12 protein-coding genes and 2 pseudogenes are annotated in these 18,626 nt (G+C 72.8%); 10 read left to right on the forward strand and 4 right to left on the reverse strand.

The features are described from left to right. The first annotated feature begins 50 nt into the window (after positions 1-50). The 3 genes from AB0C36_RS30775 (at position 51) to AB0C36_RS30785 (ending at position 6,381) form a co-directional block, all read left to right on the forward strand. Entirely contained in the window at positions 51-881 is an 831-nt protein-coding gene (locus AB0C36_RS30775; protein WP_358360438.1) for a hypothetical protein, read from the forward strand. A 271-nt stretch (positions 882-1,152) separates the two neighbouring features. Next, positions 1,153-5,010 (forward strand): ATP-dependent helicase, encoded by a 3,858-nt coding sequence (locus tag AB0C36_RS30780; protein ID WP_435839148.1) that lies wholly within the window; start codon positions 1,153-1,155, stop codon positions 5,008-5,010. Positions 5,011-5,220: 210 nt separating this feature from the next. After that, on the forward strand, positions 5,221-6,381 hold the full coding sequence (locus AB0C36_RS30785) for a PP2C family protein-serine/threonine phosphatase (protein WP_358360443.1): 1,161 nt from the start codon (positions 5,221-5,223) through the stop codon (positions 6,379-6,381). A gap of 14 nt (positions 6,382-6,395) precedes the next feature. Here AB0C36_RS30785 and AB0C36_RS30790 read toward each other — a convergent pair whose 3' ends face one another. Further along, positions 6,396-7,259, reverse strand: coding sequence for an endonuclease/exonuclease/phosphatase family protein (locus tag AB0C36_RS30790; protein ID WP_358360444.1), 864 nt, complete (start codon positions 7,257-7,259; stop codon positions 6,396-6,398). A 659-nt stretch (positions 7,260-7,918) separates the two neighbouring features. On the opposite strand from AB0C36_RS30790, the gene nudC reads away from it, so the two are divergent. Beyond that, positions 7,919-8,800 carry an NAD(+) diphosphatase gene (gene nudC, locus AB0C36_RS30795; RefSeq protein WP_358360447.1) on the forward strand — a complete coding sequence of 294 codons (882 nt, stop codon included), beginning with the start codon at positions 7,919-7,921 and terminating at the stop codon, positions 8,798-8,800. A 131-nt stretch (positions 8,801-8,931) separates the two neighbouring features. Here nudC and AB0C36_RS30800 read toward each other — a convergent pair whose 3' ends face one another. Beyond that, a complete protein-coding gene (locus AB0C36_RS30800; RefSeq protein ID WP_358360449.1) occupies positions 8,932-9,195 on the reverse strand; it encodes a mycoredoxin in 264 nt (87 codons plus the stop codon). 182 nt (positions 9,196-9,377) lie between these two features. Here AB0C36_RS30800 and AB0C36_RS30805 point away from each other — a divergent pair, with 182 nt between their 5' ends. The 4 genes from AB0C36_RS30805 to AB0C36_RS30820 all read left to right on the forward strand — a co-directional run bounded on the left by AB0C36_RS30805 (position 9,378) and on the right by AB0C36_RS30820 (position 13,144). Continuing rightward, positions 9,378-11,798, forward strand: coding sequence for an ATP-dependent DNA helicase UvrD2 (locus AB0C36_RS30805; protein ID WP_358360451.1), 2,421 nt, complete (start codon positions 9,378-9,380; stop codon positions 11,796-11,798). Positions 11,799-11,952: 154 nt separating this feature from the next. Further along, complete coding sequence (locus tag AB0C36_RS30810; RefSeq protein WP_358360453.1) at positions 11,953-12,348, forward strand: hypothetical protein; 396 nt, start codon at positions 11,953-11,955, stop codon at positions 12,346-12,348. A gap of 143 nt (positions 12,349-12,491) precedes the next feature. Continuing rightward, entirely contained in the window at positions 12,492-12,848 is a 357-nt protein-coding gene (locus tag AB0C36_RS30815; protein WP_435839149.1) for a WhiB family transcriptional regulator, read from the forward strand. Next, the gene (locus tag AB0C36_RS30820) at positions 12,845-13,144 is read left to right on the forward strand and encodes a putative WhiB-interacting protein (protein WP_494410262.1); all 300 of its coding nucleotides are present in this window, start codon (positions 12,845-12,847) and stop codon (positions 13,142-13,144) included. Before AB0C36_RS30815 ends, AB0C36_RS30820 begins: the two co-directional genes overlap by 4 nt. 364 nt (positions 13,145-13,508) lie before the next feature. Here AB0C36_RS30820 and AB0C36_RS30825 read toward each other — a convergent pair whose 3' ends face one another. Together AB0C36_RS30825 and AB0C36_RS30830 are read right to left on the reverse strand one after the other, a co-directional pair. Continuing rightward, positions 13,509-15,041 (reverse strand): ABC1 kinase family protein, encoded by a 1,533-nt coding sequence (locus tag AB0C36_RS30825; protein WP_358360458.1) that lies wholly within the window; start codon positions 15,039-15,041, stop codon positions 13,509-13,511. A gap of 46 nt (positions 15,042-15,087) precedes the next feature. After that, positions 15,088-16,251: a ThiF family adenylyltransferase gene (locus tag AB0C36_RS30830; protein ID WP_358360461.1), complete on the reverse strand. Its 1,164-nt coding sequence runs from the start codon at positions 16,249-16,251 to the stop codon at positions 15,088-15,090. 252 nt (positions 16,252-16,503) lie between these two features. On the opposite strand from AB0C36_RS30830, the pseudogene AB0C36_RS30835 reads away from it, so the two are divergent. Both AB0C36_RS30835 and AB0C36_RS30840 read left to right on the forward strand, forming a co-directional pair. Continuing rightward, positions 16,504-17,037: pseudogene (locus AB0C36_RS30835) on the forward strand (M48 metallopeptidase family protein); the annotation flags it as partial. A gap of 723 nt (positions 17,038-17,760) precedes the next feature. Then, positions 17,761-18,579, forward strand: a pseudogene (locus AB0C36_RS30840) (TerD family protein); the annotation flags it as partial. Positions 18,580-18,626 lie beyond the last annotated feature (47 nt).

The raw sequence follows: 18,626 nt of genomic DNA on the forward strand, positions 1-18,626 counted from the left end.
GGGCCCCCGCCGCCGGCGGCCGGGCCCGTCGTCCGTCCCGAGGAGTACCTGTGCGCCTGCCCCGTTCCGTCGCGACGGCCGCCGCCGTCACCGCCGCCGCCGTGCTCGCGCTCGGCGGCCTCACAGCGTGCGCCGGCGACGACGTCGACGACCCGACCGTCGACTCCAAGAGCGGCCCCGGCCGCCCGGGCGGTACGGGCCCGGCACCCGGCGGCGTCCTGCCCGGCCAGGAGACCGCGAACCCCGCGGCGCCGCCGCCCGCCAAGCCGCCCGCCGAGATGAGCGGGCGCGAACTCGCCGACCGGGCCGTGCAGTTGATGGCAGCCACGTCGTACCGGCTCACCGGGCAGTTCGGTACGGGGGCGGACGCCGCGACGCTGAGCATCGAGGTCGGCAAGCTGCGCGACGTACGCCAGATCGTCACGCGGGCGGACGTCAAGCAGGAGTTGATCCGCGTCGGGGGCGTGGTCTACACGAACGTCGAGAGTGTCATCGGCTCGACGCCCGGCGTCACGGTGCCGGCGAACCTGCGCGGCACGTACCTCAAGACCGACGGACAGCAGCTCGACCCCAAGCTGGTGGACCCCTTCGCGGGCAGCTTCGGCGCCGACGCGGGGGAGGTGGTCAAGGGGCAGCAGACGCAGATCGACGGCAAGGGCGTGTGGCCGCTGACGATCAAGTCCGCGGACGGGGCGACGACCACGATGTACGTGATGGCCGCCGGGGACCCGTACCCGATCAGGCTGACCGGGACGGGGGCCGATCCGGTGGACCTCAAGGTGAGCGATTTCGGCGCGGAGGTCGGCGTGGCCGCCCCGCCCGCGGAACGCATCGTGGACGAGGCGACCTTGCAGCAGCGCATGGCCGCGGCGGGCGGCTGACCGCGGGCGATCGGCGGCGGTGTCGACGGGGGCGGTCGACGGGGGCGGTCGCCGACGGGCGGGCTGAACGCGGGCGGCCGCGGGCAAGGTCCGAAGGTGGGGTCCGAAGGCGAAGTCCGGGGCAGAGCCTGACGGCAGACGCCCCCGGCAGAGACGTACTCCAGAGGTTGCGGAGGCTTGCGGCGGCGTGTGGTGCGGGGGTGGCGCGGAAGCCTGGCGCGCGTGCGCAGCGTAGTGCTGTCGGCGCGCCGCGTGGGTCACAACGCACAGGATGCGGCTGTTGTCCTCAGGTGCGTCTAACGTTGCGCCGGTGCGATCGGCCCACCACCACCTCATCCGGGATCCGGACGACCTGAAGGACGTCCTCGGCGTCCCGTACACGCCCGAGCAGATCGCCGCCGTAACCGCACCCCTGGAGCCCGGCGTGATCGTGGCCGGCGCCGGGTCGGGCAAGACCACCGTCATGACCGCGCGCGTCGTCTGGCTGGTCGGCACGGGCGCGGTGCGCCCCGACGCGGTGCTCGGCCTCACCTTCACCAACAAGGCCGCCGGTGAGCTCGCCGAGCGCGTGCGCAAGGCACTGCTGAAGCTGTGGCCGGACCCGGCGGCGCTCGGGATGTCGGCGGGCGGTTTCGGTGCGGACGGGGCCGGGGGTACGGTCGGCCTCGGGGGCACCGGCACCGGCACGGGCGCAGGCAGAGGCGCTGGCAATGGCAATGGAGCCGCGGGAGGATCCGGCGGGGACGACGACGCCGGTGAGCCGACCATCTCGACGTACCACGCCTTCGCCGGCCGCCTGCTGTCCGAACACGGCCTGCGCATCGGCCTGGAGCCGTCGGCGCGCCTGCTGGCCGACGCGACGCGCTTCCAACTCGCCGCGCGTACCGCCCGTCGCGCGCCCGGCCCGTTTCCGACGCTGACCAAGACGCTGTCGTCGATCACCGCCGACGTTCTCGCGCTCGGCGGCGAACTCGCCGAACACCTGGTGCCGTTCGACCGGTTGCGCGCGTTCGACGAGGACCTGGTCGCCGACGTCGAGGCCACCGCGAAGCCCACGGCGGGCGCCAAGGCCGCGGCCGACGCCGCCCGGAACCGGCTCGACCTGCTGCGCCTGGTCTCCGACTACGCGGACGCACGGCGGCACCGCGACCTGCTCGACTTCGGCGACCAGATCGCGTACGCCGCGCGGCTCGCCGAGGAGCGCCCCGAGGTCGGCGAGATACTGCGCGACACGTACCGCGTCGTGCTGCTCGACGAGTACCAGGACACCTCCGTCGCGCAACGAAGACTGCTGTCGGGCCTGTTCGGGATTCCGGAGGGAGTCGATCCCGGCCTCGCGCCCGGCCGCGGCCACGCGGTGACCGCCGTCGGCGACCCGTGCCAGGCGATCTACGGCTGGCGCGGCGCCTCGGTCGCGAACCTCGACGACTTCCCGCACCACTTCCCGCGGCGCGACGGCTCCCCGGCACACCGCTTCTCGCTGGCCGAGAACCGGCGCAGCGGCGGCAGGTTGCTCGAGTTCGCCAACGAACTGGCGGCGCCGCTCCGGGAGATGCACGAGGGCGTGGAGGCGCTGCGGCCCGCGTCCGGGGCCGAGCAGGACGGCTGGGCGCGGTGCGCGCTGCTGGCCACGCAGGACGGCGAGATCGGCTGGATCGCGGACCAGGTGCAGCACGTGATCGGGACGCGATTCCGGCCGGACGGCGAACTGATCGGGCCGGGCGACGTCGCGGTGCTCGCGCGTACCGCGTCCGACTTCGCCGAGATCCACAAGGCGCTGGTCGAACGCGACATCCCGGTCGAGGTCGTGGGCCTGTCGGGGCTGCTCAACCTGCCCGAGGTCGCCGACTTGGTGGCGACGTGCGAGGTGCTGGACGACCCGACCGCCAACGCGGCGCTGGTACGCCTCCTGGTCGGCCCGCGCTGGCGCGTGGGCCACCGCGACCTCGCGCTGCTGGGCCGCCGGGCCGGTGAACTCGTGCGCTTCGAAAGCGGCGCCGCGGACGGCCCCGACGCGCGCCTGGAGGCGGCGGTCGCGGGTGTCGACCCCACCGAGGTCGTCTCGCTCTCGGACGCGCTCGCCGATCCGGGGGAGGAGTACCCGTTCTCGCCGGCCGCCCGGATCCGCTTCGCCCGGCTCGCCGCCGAGATACGCGAACTGCGGCGGCATCTGGGCGAACCGCTCATGGACGTGCTGCACCGGGTGCTCGGCGTCACCGGCCTGGAGGTCGAGCTGTCCGCGTCGCCGAACGCGCTGGCCGCCCGGCGCCGCGAGACCCTGCACTCCTTCCTCGACGTCGCGGCCGGTTTCGCGGACCTGGACGGCGACCCGTCGCTCACCGCGTTCCTGGCGTTCCTGCGGACCGCCGCCGAGCACGACAAGGGGCTCGACGGCAGCCTGCCCAGCGCGGGCGACTCGGTGAAGGTCCTGACCGCGCACAAGTCCAAGGGCCTGGAGTGGGAGGTCGTCGTGGTGCCCGGCCTGGTCGCCGGCGCGTTCCCCAGCACCCAGGCGCAGTCGAAGTGGACCAAGAGCGGACACACGCTGCCGCACCCGCTGCGCGGTGACGCGAGCGGGCTGCCCGAACTGCCGGACCTCTCCGCGAAGGGCTTCAAGGCCTTCGACGCCGACATGAAGCGGCACAAGGCGATCGAGGAACTGCGCCTCGGCTACGTGACGTTCACGCGTCCCAAGCAGCTGCTCATCGCATCCGGGCACTGGTGGGGCCGTACGCAGAAGAAGAAGCGCGGGCCCTCGGAGTTCCTGGCGCGGCTCGCGGAGCACTGCGAGGCGGGCCACGGCGAGGTCGCCACCTGGGCGGTCGAGCCGGACGACGAGGCGAACCCGCACCTGGCCAGTGGGGTGGAGCAGGTGTGGCCGCTGCCGCTGGACACCGTGGCCCTGGAGGAGCGCCGGCGCGCGGCGCGCGACGTGATCGACGAGCTGGTGCGGCTGGAGGCGGCGGGGCGGAACGGCACGGACCCGGGCAGCCGCGCGGCGGTCGCGGCGGCCGTCGCGGACGACGACGAGATGCCGCCGTTCTTCGACGAGCCGCCGCCGGACGACGAGGAACTGCCGCCACCACCGGACGACGACGAGATGCCGCCTCCGGACGACGACTGGGACGAGTACGCCGCGCGCCGGGCGCCGGACGGCCGTTGGGAGGCTGCCGGTGCCGGGTCCGACGCCGGGCCCGGCCCCGAGGCCGAGACCCAGACCGAGGCCGGTGCGAGTGCCGACGTGCCTGGGGACGGCGCCGGCGTTGCCGGGCGCGGCCCGGCACCCGAGGACGCGGCGAGCGCCGGGCGTCCGCCTGCCGCCGCTCCCGCGGACCTCGACCTGCTGCCCGGATACGAGTCCGACACCGACCACCTGGGACCGGCCGACCGCGAGCTGATCGAGTCCTGGGACCGCGACTTGGACCGCCTGGTCGAGGAGCTGGTACGCGGGCGCTCCGGCGTACGCGAGGTCGAACTGCCCGCCTCCCTGTCCGCCTCGCAGCTCCTGCGCCTCGCCTCCGACCCCGACGGCCTCGCCCGCGAGCTGGCCCGGCCGATGCCGCGTCCGCCCGCACCTGCCGCGCGCCGGGGCACGCGGTTCCACGCGTGGATCGAGTCGCAGTTCGGCGAGCGTCCGCTGCTGGAACCCGACGACCTGCCGGGCGCGGCGGACGAGGACATCACGGACGAGGCGGACCTCGTCGAACTGCAGGAGGCGTTCCTGCGCACTCCCTACGCGCAGCGGGCGCCGTACCGCATCGAGGAGTCGTTCCAACTCGTGCTCGGCGGGCGTGTCGTGCGCGGCCGGATCGACGCCGTCTACCGGGACGCGGACGGCCGTTTCGAGGTCGTGGACTGGAAGACGAACCGCGCGTTCAACGCCGACCCGCTGCAATTGGCCGTCTACCGGCTGGCCTGGGCGGAGCTGGCCGGGGTGCCTCCCGAGGAGGTCACCGCGTCGTTCGTGTACGTGCGCTCGGGCGAGGTGGTGCGCCCCCGCGGGCTGCCGGACCGTACCGGCATCGAACGAGTGCTTGCGGGTCCGCCGGGAGACGCCCCGACGGACCGTGCCGACCCGGGCGGCCGAGGCGGCTCGGGCGGCCCGGAGAACACGGCCGACGGACGGTAGGCCCCTGGCCCACCTGCGGAACCTGCCGCTCCGCCGGAACCTGGCGGCCTCCCGGGACGTATGTCCCTTGACCGGGGCGTACCGATCGGCTCGGATCGTTTTCGCAAGATCCGGACGTCCGATAATCGGTCGATGGCGTGTCGGCCGCATCGGACCAGGAGTTTCGAGGTACAAGCCTCAGCGATGGCACCACCGCAGCATGGACCCGGCATGACGCCGCCGACCGAGGGGTCGGCGCGGCGTGCCCGCCTGCTGCCCATCGTCGGCTGGACGCTGCGGCTCCTGCCCATCGCGGTGATCGTCGTCGTCATCGCCATCGGCTTCCTCACCCCGCCCGAGGTGCACATCGGGCCGCTGCTCGCCGTGGCGCCCGCGCTGGCCGGTCTGACGCGCGGCTCCGCCCGCACGCCCGTGTGGACCGGCATCGCCGCCGCGGCCGCGATGCTCCTGCTGTCCACCACCGGGGAGACCAAGGGCGACGGCGAACCGTTCGTGACCCTTCTGTCGATCCTTCTGGTCACGATGACCAGTTGGGCCGGCGTGCAGGTGCGCCGCCGCCAGGACCGCAAGCTGGAGGACGTCCGCAGCGTCGCCGAAGCCGCCCAGCACGTGCTGCTCAGCCCGGTCGCCCGCCGCATCGGCCCGGTCCGGGTGGGGGTGCGCTACCGCGCCGCGGCCGCCGAGGCGCGGATCGGCGGCGACCTGTACGAGGTGATCCTCACGCCGTTCGGCGTGCGAGCGGTGGTCGGTGACGTGCGCGGCAAGGGGCTGGGGGCGGTGCAGACCGCGGCGGCGGTGCTGGGCGCGTTCCGGGAGGCGGCGTACGAGGAACCCACCCTGCCCGGTGTCGTGCGCCGCATCGCCGCGAGCATGAGCCGTCGGCTTGAAGAGAACCTCGAGGAGTTCGTGACGCTCGTGCTGGTCGGCTTCACGCCGCAGGCCGACATGCACCAGGGCCAGATGCAGGTGGTCAACTGCGGCCACCCCGCGCCGATGCTGCTGCGTACCGCCCGCGCGGAGATGCTGGAGCCGTCCACGCCGATCCCGCCGCTCGGCATCGTGGACCCGGATCTGTTCGACATCCCCGTGCTCACCGTGCCGGTCAGGCCGGGGGACCGGGTGCTGCTCTACACCGACGGCATCGTGGAGGCGCGCGACGCCCACGGGGCGTTCTACCCGCTGTTCGACCGCGCCCCGGACAGCACGCCGGGCGTCGAGGAGACCCTCGACCGCCTCGAAGCCGACGTCGAACGACACGTGGGCCGCCCGCTCGAGGACGACGCCGCGATGCTCCTGATCCTGTACGCGCCGACCCTCGGCGGCATCTACGACACCGGTCCGGCGGCGCGCGCCGACGTCCGCAACGCCTGACGGCGCCCGGCCGCTCAGACGCGCAGCTCGACGACCAGCGCGCAGTGGTCGGACACGCCGAGGCGTACCGTCTCGGTCCGCCGCACCGCGTCCGGCCCCAGCCCGTGCCCGAACACGTGGTCGAACTGCACGCGCGGGCGGTAGGACGGATACGTGGGTACGCGGGCCAGCGACCGCCAGCGCACCCGGTGCCGCCGGGCCTGACCGTTCTGCGCGCCGCGCTCGCGCCGCCCCACGACCGCCTGCGGGATGCGGCCGGGCAGGTTGAAGTCACCGAGGAGCAGTTGCGGCTGCGGCAGGTCGGCCGACGACCGCCCGATGCGGGCGAGTTGCGACACGTTCCAGCCCGGCACGAAGGACAGATGCGCGGCCAGTACGGTCAGCGGGCCGTTCGGCCCCTGCACCACCGCGGCCAGCACCGAGCGCGGCTCGTCGGGCACGCGCGTCAGGCCGGGACGGCCCTGCACCCGCAGCGGCAGGCTCAGCGGAGCGGCGGGGAAACGCCGGGCACGCCAGCGCAGGACGGGCAGCCGGGACAGCAGCGCGATGCCGTACGCGGGGCCGCCCTCGCCGTTCTGCGCCGGGCCGTACACATGGCGCTCAGGTGTGCCGGGCGACGGCAGCCACCCCGACACGGGCGCCGGCACGCCGTGCACCGCCGCCAGGAACCGCCACTGGTCGGTGCCCATGGCCCCCGCCGCCACCGCCGCCTGATCCGCGCCGCCGGACCGCTCCTGATGCCGGTCCACTTCCTGGAGGGCCACGATGTCGGCGTCCAACTCGGCCAACGCCTCGGCGAGCCGCTCGGGCCCCGCGGTGCCGTCGTCCAGAGCCATTCCGTGCAGGAGATTGAACGTCGCCACCCGAAGGACAGTCATGCCCTTGACCGTACGTCCCCAACTCCCGCCACGCCGCCACCCGCACAATCACGCCCCCAACTCCGCGTTCCAGGTCCCGGCCCGCCGCCCACCGAAGTCCGCACGTACGCCCCCGCGTACCGGGCCCCCGCACACCAACCAATCGCAAACCAATCGCGCGCCGCCGCCCGCAGCTCATCTCCCGCCGCCGTACCGGGAGTCGGCGCTCTGCGACGGGCCCGTACGTCCGCTCGCACTTTCCGCAGGCGTGGCCCCATGCGCCGGAGTCGACGTCACACCGTGCCCAACCCCGCCGCGCGCCTGTGCACACCTCGGGCGTATCTGGCGGATCTCGCCTCAAGCACCAATTCCACCTGCACACTCCCGCGCCCAACCGCTCGCGCGTCCGGCCCTCCGCCATTGCGCAGTCCGGCCCTCCGCGCCCGCGCCGCTCTGCCGCGGCCCTGCCCACATGCGGCGGCCCTCCGCATGCGCTCTCCCATCCGGCTCCCTCGCTCGAACCCGTCGGCTGCCACCCCGCGCCGTCCCAAGGTCCGGGGCGATCGTGTACACCGGAGGTGTGCCTGCCGGGGTCCGCGTGCGGAGCGCGGCGGCACGGTGACGGAACGATGAACGACGAGGGGTGTGTGTCCGTGGGCGATCGCGATCCTGGGCTGGCGTTGACGAGGGCTCTGCACGACAGGGCGGCCGTGCACCGGCTCGACGAGGCGTGGTTGACCGCGGCGTGGGAAGCGCCCGGGTCGCGCGTCCTGGTGATCGAGCAGGGCAAGGTGCACTGGACCGACGAGAGCGGGCCCGCCCTCCTGCTGGTGGCGCCGGCCGACGCGCCCGACGGCGAGCGGTACTTCCTCGGTGTGGACGCCGACGACACCGCCTACTTCGCGGTCGCCGCGGAGGCACTCCCCGAGGGCGTAGACGCCCAGGTGGGCCACCTCTACACGCTCGGCTCCGTGCTGGGCGACCGCGACGCCGGGCTTCTGGTGCACGCGTTCGGCCTGGAGAACTGGCATCGCACCCACACGTTCTGCGCCCGGTGCGGGCAGCCGACCGAGCCGGTGGCCGCTGGGCACGTACGCAAGTGCACGGTGTGCGCGGCAGAGCACTTCCCGCGCACCGACCCGGCCGTCATCATGCTCGTCGTCGACCCGCTGGACCGCGCCCTCCTCGGACGGCAGGCGAGTTGGCCCGAGAAGCGCTTCTCCACACTCGCCGGCTTCGTCGAACCGGGCGAGTCGCTGCGGCAGGCGGTCGTGCGCGAGGTGGCGGAGGAGGTCGGCGCGCAGGTCACCGGCGTCACGTACGTCGACAGCCAGCCGTGGCCGTTCCCGTCGAGCCTGATGCTCGGCTTCCACGCGACCGCCGCGGACGACCGCATCGACGTCGACGGCGCGGAGATCGCCGAGGCGCGGTGGTTCTCGCGCGACGAACTGCGGGCCGCGGTGGCGGCGGGCGACGTACTGCTCCCGGGAACGATCTCGATCTCCCGGCACCTGATCGAGCTGTGGTTCGGCGAGGTCATCCCGGAGAGCAACAAGTGGTAGCCGGCCCAGCGGCAGCCGTCCGCTGAAAAAGCCCCCGAACACGCGGAAGCCCCGGCAGTCACTGCCGGGGCTTCCGTGCGCTCACGTGCTCTCCGTGCGCTCACGTGCTCGGGGTGCTCGGGGCTCTCGCGTCAGGCCGCCGCGGCCACGAACGCGTCCCTGACCTGCGCGAGGCTCGGGTTGGTGGCGACCCACTGAATCTCGCCGCCGACCGTCACGACCACCGTGGGGACCGTCTGGTTGCCGCCGTTGACGCTCATCACGTAGTCGGCCGCCTTGGCGTCCTGCTCGATGTCGACCTCGGTGTACGCCAGGCCCTCGCGCTCCATCTGGCTCTTGAGGCGGCGGCAGTACCCGCACCACGGGGTGCTGTACATCGTCACGGTGGCCGACATCGGGAGGTCTCCTCTGCTTCGGGGTGGTCGCTCGGCGCCGACCGAGTCCGGAGCGGCTTGTCGAGCGGGTTTTCGCGGGCCGTACGGCGTCTCAACGCCCTTCGGCCCCGGATTTCTTCCACAAGTGTGGAGGCTGTGGACAACACCATGTCGGTGAGGGTGGGTCCTGAGAGGATGTCCCGGTGATCGACCAGTACGGGCCCCCGCCGACCTCCGACGAGATCCTGGACGCGCTCGACCCCGAGCAGCGCCGGGTCGCCAAGTCCGTCGACGGTGCCGTCTGCGTGCTCGCGGGCGCGGGCACCGGCAAGACCCGTGCCATCACCCACCGCATCGCGTACGGCGTGCTCACCGGCGTCATGCAGCCGACCCAGACGCTCGCGGTCACGTTCACCGCGCGGGCCGCCGGGGAGATGCGCGGCCGGCTGCGTCAGCTCGGGGTGGCCGGCGTGCAGGCGCGCACGTTCCACTCGGCGGCGCTGCGCCAGCTCCAGTTCTTCTGGCCGCGCACCTACGGGGTGAACGCGCCCCGGCTCGTCGAGCGCAAGGTCCCGCTGGTCGCCGAGGCGGTGCAGCACTGCCGGCTGCGTGCCGACCGGGCCGAGCTGCGCGACCTCACCGGCGAGATCGAGTGGGCCAAGGCGACCCAGACCGCCCCCGACGACTACCCGGCGCAGGTGCTTGCGTCCAAGCGCAAGCCGCCGCGGGATGCCGCCGAGGTGGCGCGAATCTATGCGGCGTACGAGAAGCTCAAGGCCGGCCAGGGCCGCATGGACTTCGAGGACGTCCTGCTGCTGACCGTCGGCCTGCTCGACGACCGACTCGAGGTCCGTGAGCAGGTGCAGGCGCAGTACCGGCACTTCACCGTCGACGAGTACCAGGACGTCAACCCGCTCCAGCAGCGGCTTCTCGACCTGTGGTCGCAGAACGCCCGCAGCCTCTGCGTGGTCGGCGACGCGAGCCAGACCATCTACTCCTTCACCGGGGCGACCCCGGGCTTCCTGCTCGGTTTCCGGCACCGGCACCGCGCGGCGGAGGTCGTCGAGCTGGTCCGCGACTACCGTTCGTCGCCCCAGGTCGTGCGGCTGGCGAACCGGCTGCTGACGCACGCCACCGGTGAGGCCGCCAAGCACCGCCTGGAGCTGATCTCGCAGCGCGAGGACGGCCCCGAGCCGGACTTCGTGGAGTTCGCCGACGAGCCCGGCGAGGCGGAGGGCATCGCCCGCCGGGTGCGCAAACTGCTCGACCAGGGCGTGCGGGCCGCCGAGATCGCCGTGCTGTTCCGCACCAACTCGCAGTCGGAGGGGTACGAGCAGGCGCTCGCCGACCTCGGCATCCCGTACGTCCTGCGGGGCGCCGAGCGCTTCTTCGAACGCCCCGAGGTGCGCCACGCCGCCGTGCTGCTGCGCGGCGCCGCGCGTTCGGCGGGGGCCGCGGACGACGCGGGCGGCCTCGCCGCGGAGGTCGGCGCCGTGCTGGTGTCCGGGGGATGGACCCCGGAGCCGCCCGGCGGATCCGGTCAGGTGCGGGAGCGCTGGGAGTCGCTGAACGCGCTCGTACGCCTCGCCGAGGACTTCTCCGCGGCGCGCCCCGAGGCGACGCTCGCGGACTTCGTGGAGGAGCTGGCCGAGCGCGCCGCAGCCCAGCACGCCCCGACCGTGGAGGGTGTCACCCTCGCCTCCCTGCACGCGGCCAAGGGCCTGGAGTGGGACGCCGTGTTCCTGGTCGGCCTGACCGAGGGCATGATGCCGATCCACTACGCCGACACCGCGGACAAGGTCGAGGAAGAGCGACGGCTGCTGTACGTCGGGATCACGCGCGCCCGTGAGCACCTGACGTTGTCGTGGGCGATGGCCCGCTCGCCCGGCGGCCGCCCCGGGCGCGGCCCCTCCCGGTTCCTCGACGGTCTGCGCGGCACCGGCTCGGGGGCACCCGGCCGGGCGGCGCAGGGGCGTTCCGCCACGACCGGTGCGGGCTCGTCGTGGGGTCCGGGCGAGCCGAGGGCGGCGCGGCGTGCGAAGGCGGGGCCGGTGCGCTGCCGGGTCTGCGGGCGCGGGCTGACCGAGGCCGCCGAACGCAAGCTGGCCCGCTGCATGGAGTGCCCGTCGGACGTCGACGAGGCGATGTTCGAGCGGCTCCGGGAGTGGCGCCTCGGCCAGGCCCGGCTGCTGGGGCAGCCCGCGTACTGCGTGTTCACGGATGCCACGCTGACCGCGATCGCGGAGGCCCAGCCGGGCTCGGTGAACCAGCTCGCGGCGATCTCCGGAGTGACCCGTACCAAGATCAACAAATTCGGCGAGGACGTCCTCGCCATCGTCGCCGGCCGCGACCCCGAGGAGCTCGCGGACGCGTACGATCCGGGCGCCGACGAGGACCCCGGATCGCCCGGTGACCTGGCCGGCGATCCGACGGCTGAACTGCCGGGTGATCTGCCGGGTGAGCTGCCGGGCGACCCGCCCGACGAAGACGCCTTCCGGGTGGCGGGCGAAGTGCCCGGAGAGGCCTGGGAAGTACCGCGTCGGAGGGCTCCTGACGAGGGATTTCCCTCAAGTGACCCCAGACACGCGGAAAATAGTTTGCGCTCTTCTCGGAAGCGCATCTAACCTCACGAGCACGGTCAACGTGTTGACCGTGCTCGGTCGCGAGATCGGGCAGTGCAGCGCACCAGGCTGCACCAGCTGCACCGGCCGAATGCCAGACATCGGATCCGCCCAGCAGGCGGCGCCACGAGACCTCTCGGGAAGGGAGGCGAACGACATGATGACCAACCGCAAACTCGCAGTTGTCGCCACTGCCGTCGCGCCCGCCGTGATGTCGGTGCGCTCTGCTGAGCTGGGTTCGCCGAAGCCTGCCTCCGTCCTGACCCTCAAGGGTCGGACCCCGTCCCTCGCGTATGCCGGGACCGATGCCCGCATCATCACCGCTGATCTGCCCGCATTGGGCGGTCGTGGCGAACGCATCGGTCTGGCGTCAAACGTCGAGCTGGGTTGGCAAGGCAGCGAGCGCACCAGTGTCATCACGCGCGATGAGCGACCGTCGGCATCGATCGTGGCGGCATGTGAGCAGCAGCAGGTCGAGGACATGGCTCAGGCCATGGGCACGACCGGATTTGCCGGTATGCACGGGTACCCGTCCTGGAGGACGCGAACCTGACGTTGAGTCAGGTCGGCTTCTCCAGGGCCGCGGAACCCGTACACCGGGATCCGCGGCCCTTGTCTTTGCCCTGAAAGCCCCGGCAGGACGCGTCCACCAGGACCGCGAAGCGCAACCAAGTGGCAGCAATGCCAACCAAGTTCATTCACAAGGAGCACCACGTGCCGTTCGACAAGCCGCCCACTGCGACTGCTCTAGCCGTACCTGTACCGGAGGTAGACCTGATGACCCTGACCGCGTTCGACGACATCGAGACCGTCGAGGGCACCATCCCCTGCCGTTCCTACGACCCCGAGGTCTTCTTCGCCGAGTCGCCCGCCGACGTCGAGTACGCGAAGGCCCTCTGCGGCGAGTGCCCGGTCCGTGCCGCGTGCCTCCAGGGCGCTCTTGAGCGCCGCGAGCCGTGGGGTGTCTGGGGTGGCGAGCTGTTCATCCAGGGTGTGGTCGTGGCGCGGAAGCGTCCGCGTGGCCGTCCGCGCAAGACGGAGGTCGCCGCGTGAACCCCGCCGACCTGCCCCGAGCAGCCACCGTCCAGCGCACCAAGACCGCAAGCCAGGAACCGATGACCGCCCAGAACCCCTCCACCCCGAACCACCAGATCCCGATGCTGGACAGGAGCCGTGAGATGCATCTTCTCCATGAAGCGCTCGCAAGAGCGCAGATGGAGGAACGACTACGCGAGGCCGAACTGCACCGCAGGGCAGCCCACGTCCGCGCCGCGCGCAAGATGAAGCGCCGCGCCGAGGTGGCCTCGCTGCGGGCCCGCAGGGCTCTCGCCCTCGCCGTCATGCAGTAACCGACGACGCGGGGTCGTTCCGACCCGAGAACCAAGCAGTGGCACGACACGCGGCATGAAGTAGGCCGCGGAAAAACCTGCCGACACCTGCCGGAGACGAAACCAGGGCGGGCACCCGAGAGGGTGCCCGCCCTGCGCGCGTCCGGGTCGTATCCGACAACCCGCTGCCCATGTGGCGTCGGCCGCGCCCTGGTCCTCGCAGCCCTGGAGGCGAACGCTCTGCGGAGGACCGAAGACCGAGGACTGACCGAGGACCATGACCGAGGATTCGGGATCCGGCAGCCGAGGTCCGCACGCGGCGCGGAGAGCCTGCCCCTTCACCTTCGGGCGCCCGAACGGCGGGTCGCGCCAAGGGTGATCGCGGTTATCGCGAACGCCGCTTCTTGTCCGCGACGTCGCCCTTCGCGGCCGAGTCTTTCGTGGCCGAGCCCTTGGTGAGTCCGCCCCGTGCGATCTCGGCGCCTTCGTCGACAAGGCCTTGGTCGAGGGCGCTTTCGTCGAGGACGGCTTGTTCGACGCCGGCCTCGTCCCGGGCGACCTCGTCGAACTCGCCGTAGTCGTCCAGCTCTTCGTCGATCTCGAACTCCAGCTCGGCGAACCCCGGGAGCCAGCACTCCAGTTCCTCGCGGAACGGCACCTCGGCGTTGAGCTGGCACAGCACGCCGATCGTGCTGAGCGTGACGCGGTGGATCAGCAGGTAGTTCGGCGGCAGGTTGAGCTGACGGGCCATCTGCGACGCCGGGTTGCGCGGGTCGCCGATGCGTGCGCCCTGGAGCCGCATCCACGCGCGCGTGAACTGGAACCGATCGACCTGCGCGGGCTCGACCATCGGCAGCAGGTAGTCGAGGACTTCCTGCGCGTCGAGTTGGATCGACGGCTTCACGAAGCCCTCGGAGCGCAGCACCTCCATCACGCCCTCGGCCTCGTTGTCGAGGGCGAGCCGCATCGCCATGCCGATCGGCTCGGGCAGCCCGTCCGGCAGGCGGTTGACGGTGCCGAAGTCCAGGACGCCGAGCCGGCCGTCGGGCATCAGCCGGAAGTTGCCCGGGTGCGAGTCGGCGTGCAGCATGCCGGTGCGCACCGGGCCCGAGAACAGGAACCGCACCAGCAGGTGACCCGCCTGGTCGCGTTCCTCCTGGGTGCCCTTGTCGATGATGCGCGACAGCGGAGTGCCGGCCATCCACTCGGTGACCAGCACCCGCTCGGCCTGGAAGACCACGCGCGGGACGAAGATGTCCGGGTCGTCCTCGAACTCGTCCGCGTGGGCCTGCTGGGCCTCGGCCTCCAGCTGGTAGTCGAGCTCCTCCGCCACCCGGGCCTTGAGCTCCGCGATCAGCGGTTTGACGTCGATGCCCGGGATCAGCGCGCCGGCGAACCGGGCGACGTGCCCGAGCTGGTTGAGGTCGGAGATCAGCGCGTCTCCGGCACCCGGGTACTGGATCTTCACGGCGACCTCGCGGCCGTCGTGCCAGACCGCGCGGTGCACCTGGCCGATCGACGCCGCCGCGGCCGGCTTGTCGTCGAACTCCTGGAACAGGCCGCGCCAGTCGGAGCCCAGGTTCTCCGTGAGGGCCTTGTGGATCGTGCGGGCCGGCATCGGCGGTGCGGCGTCCTGGAGCTTGGTCAGTGCGGCCCGGTACGGCCCCGCCACCTCCTCGGGCAGCGCGGCCTCGAAGACGGACAGCGCCTGCCCGAGCTTCATGGCGCCGCCCTTGAGCTCACCGAGCACCTTGAACATCTGTTGCGCGGTGCGCTCCTGGAGTTCGGCAGCGACGATCTCCGCGGGTCGGCCTCCTATCCGCCGCCCGAGTCCCAACGTGGCCCTACCCGCGACCCCGAGGGGAAGCGTGGCGAGCTTGGCCGTCCGGGTCACTGCCCTACGCGGTAGATCGCTCACGCGTTCCATTGTGGGGGATGCACAGCGCTGTCATGCGTGATCGCGGTCACGACGCCGCTGCCCGAGGGTGCGTCGCGACCGCGAACGCCCCGCAACCGCACTCCGCATTCGGGTGCCAGCTGCGCCTGCGCATCGCGCCGTCGGGCAGCGCGATCTCCAAGGTGCCGCCGGTTGCGGTCGGCGTGTCCCCGTCCAGATGTATGAGGAGTTGCAGCGCCGCCTGCGCCGCAACCGCGGTGGCCAGGACGCCGTCGCACGGCCGGTCCTCCCATCTGCGGGCGGGTGCCGAGTACTGCGCCGCGAGCCGGGGCCATGCCGGGTCGCGGTCCCGGCGGTAAAGGTCAAGGCAGCGCCCGCACGCCGACCGGCCCGGATCCACGAACGGCCCCACGATGCCGGTGGTCTCGCGGACGTCCGCGTACAGGTGCGGGATGCACGCCGTGGCCAGGCGCTCCAGCAGGGCCGGCTCGGGACGCAGGCCCTCGGTCGCGAGCACCACGGCGTCGGGCCGGGTACGGCCGGGCGGCGCACTCAGCCGTACCTCGGGCGCAACCCGCCGCAGCGCCTCGCGCGCGGCGGTCTCGCGGCGCTTGCGCACGCCGTCCCAGGATCCGGCGGCGGCCCCGGCGTCGGCCGGGCAGAACGGCCGGGAGTCGCCGACCTCGACCGTGCCGACGCCTGCCGCCGCGAGCAGGGTCGCGGTCGCCGCCCCGACCCGCCCCGCGCCGCGCACCACGACCCGGGCCGCGGCCCGCCGGGCGAGCACGCCCTCGCCGCCGTCGGGACCCGGCCGCACGAGAGACGCGGACGCCCGATCGGGGGCGAGCCGATCCCGTGCGAGCCGACCGGCATGCCGACCGGGAGCCTGTGAGCCGGACGCGTGTGGGCCGGGTGCGTACGGCCCGGGGGCGTGCCGGCCCGGTCCGTGCCGGGTACCCGGCCGTGGCGTCCCGGCGTCGGCGTCCTCCAGCAGGTCGGCCTCCGCGAGGACGTCGAGCAGGGCCCGGGTGCGTCCGGCCGCGACCCCGAGGCGCCCCGCGCTCTCGTACAGCTGGTCGGGGGTACGGGTGCCGTCGAGCCGGTCGAGCAGGCGGGCGAGTGCGGGGTCGAGGCCGGTCAGCAGAAGCGCGCGGGCCGGGTCCAGGCCGAACTGGAGGGTGCGCTGATCGCGCCACATCCGGACGAGCGCGGGGCGGAGTCGGGGTCGCATCGGGGCCTCCCGTATCGGATCGTCACAGCCGGCGGACCGAGGGTGATCGGCCGTCGGGGGACAGCTTCACCCGGTGGTTGCGGGGCGTGGCGTCGGTTGTCCACAGGCACGGTGTGATGATCGGATTAATCGTGATGCGAATTGCCCGAAATGCCGGGAAAACCGGCGAGTTCTGACATCGAACACGGGCGTTTTGCGGACGCGGCGGCGAAGCAGCGGCTCGTGGCGGGCGACGTTGGGTAACGTCTGGTTGTGGCCGCCGATCCCGGGGCCGGGCACTCCGCCGTGCCCGGAACTCCGCATGAGCACGCCGTCGAGGTCCGCCGAAGCGCTCGACGGCGCCGAACCGTGTCGGCCTACCGCGACGGCGACCGTACCGTCGTCCTGCTGCCCGCCCGCATGTCCGCGGCGGAGGAGCAGCGGTGGGTCGGGATAATGCTCGACCGCCTGGCCGCCCAGGAGAAACGCCGGCGCCCCAGCGACGAGGCGCTCGCCCAACGGGCCCGTGAGTTGTCCGACCGCTACCTCGGCGGCCGTGCGGTGCCGCTGAGCGTGCGCTGGGTCGACAACCAGAACACCCGCTGGGGCTCGTGCACGCCGCTCGACGCGTCGATTCGGCTGTCCAGCCGCCTTCAGGGCATGCCGCCGTACGTCGTCGACTACGTGCTGCTCCACGAACTGGCGCACCTCCTCGTCCCAGGGCACGGGCCGCGCTTTTGGACGCTGCTCGCGGCGTACCCACGCACCGAGCGGGCGCGCGGCTACCTCGAAGGCGTCGCCGCGTCCGGAGGTGCCGACCTCTCGGACGAAGACGACGACGTCGACGGCGTGGACGGCGACGGCCTGGGCGACGCGGACGAGACGGACGACGCCGGCGAAGGAATGGGCGACGAGTCCGCGGCGGAAACGCGCGGCGACGGCTCGCGTTCCGCGGAATCGGCCAGGCCCGGCGCGACCCGCAACAGCGCCGCCGAGTCGGGGCGACGCAACGGCACCACAGGCCGGACACCGCGCGGCGGCCGCTGACAACGCGCGCCAACGGGTGCGATATGCGTCGTGCGACGCGTGACGTACTGACGTACGCGACCCGCCGCCCGACGGTTCCGGGCGGCCCCGCCCGGAGGCACGCACCCGAATGGATGGTCACCCGGAACCCGCCCGGGCCGTCGACGCGTGCGCCTCGGACGGCCCGGCACGGCGCTGTCACCGTGAATCTGAGGCATAACCCTCGGATCCCGGCGAAGCCGCCGAGACCGTCGCGGTGACCGGGGCGTCCGTAATAACGTGAGGGCTTGCCCGCCGAGGGCCGCGTAATCACGCGGTCTTCTCGACACGGAACCGGGAGTGCCGTGTCCGCGTCGGGATCCAACGGGGGTCCGAGCGGGCCGTGAGGTTCCGGGTCTGCCGGACCCTCCTCCGGGACCGGCACAAGCCGGGATGTTGTAGCGTGCCGTGCGCGGTGGGGGTCATGCCCGGGTGGGCCCCTTCTGACGGGAAGGGAGCCACGAGGTGGTCGAGTTCAGGAAGGGTCAGAAGGCCAAGCTGTCCGATCTGACCCCGGGAACCGATCTGTATGTCGGCCTGCGGCTTGACGCCCCGGGCCTGACGTTCGACATCAGTTGTTTCGGCCTGGACATGCAGGACCGGTTGTCCGACGACCGGTACTTCGTGTTCTTCAACCAGCCGAAGTCCCCCGAGGAGTCGATCCAGCTCCTCGGCGAGCAGGCCGGCGACCAGCAGTCGTTCCGGGTCACGCTGGACCGGGTGCCGCCGCAGATCGGCAAGCTCGCGTTCACCGCGACCATCGACGGCCAGGGCCAGATGTCACAGGTCGCGTCCGGCTACATCCGTATCGCGGTGGGCGGCCAGGAGGTCGTCCGGTACGCGTTCTCGGGTGTGGAGTTCAGCACGGAACGCGCCGTGATGATCGCCGACATCTACCGCAAGGAGCCGAACGTCTGGCGCTTCGCGGCGGTCGGCCAGGGCTTCGACGGCGGTCTCAAGGCGCTGCTCGAGAACTTCGGCGGCGAGGCGGCCGAGGACGAGCCCGCGCAGCCGCAGGCCGCCCCCGCGTTCGCCGCCCCCGGGCAGCAGGCGCCGGCACCGTCGTTCGGCCCGCCGCCCGGCGCCGCGCCGCAGCAGGCACCCGCGCCGTCCTTCGGACCGCCGCAGGGCGCTCCGCAGCCGATGGCCGCGCAGGCCCCGCCCCCGCCGCAGCCCACCCTGCCGATGCAGCAGCCGCCGGGACAGTTCCCGGGCCAGATGCCGCCGGGTCAGATGCCTCCCGGTCAGATGCCCCCGGGGCAAATGCCGCCCGGTCAGAATCCGTAGTAGCGTAGTTCAAACCGGAGTACTTCATTAACGTAGGCGGCGAT

The organism is Streptodolium elevatio, from assembly GCF_040649515.1.
Taxonomy (GTDB): domain Bacteria; phylum Actinomycetota; class Actinomycetes; order Streptomycetales; family Streptomycetaceae; genus Yinghuangia; species Yinghuangia elevatio.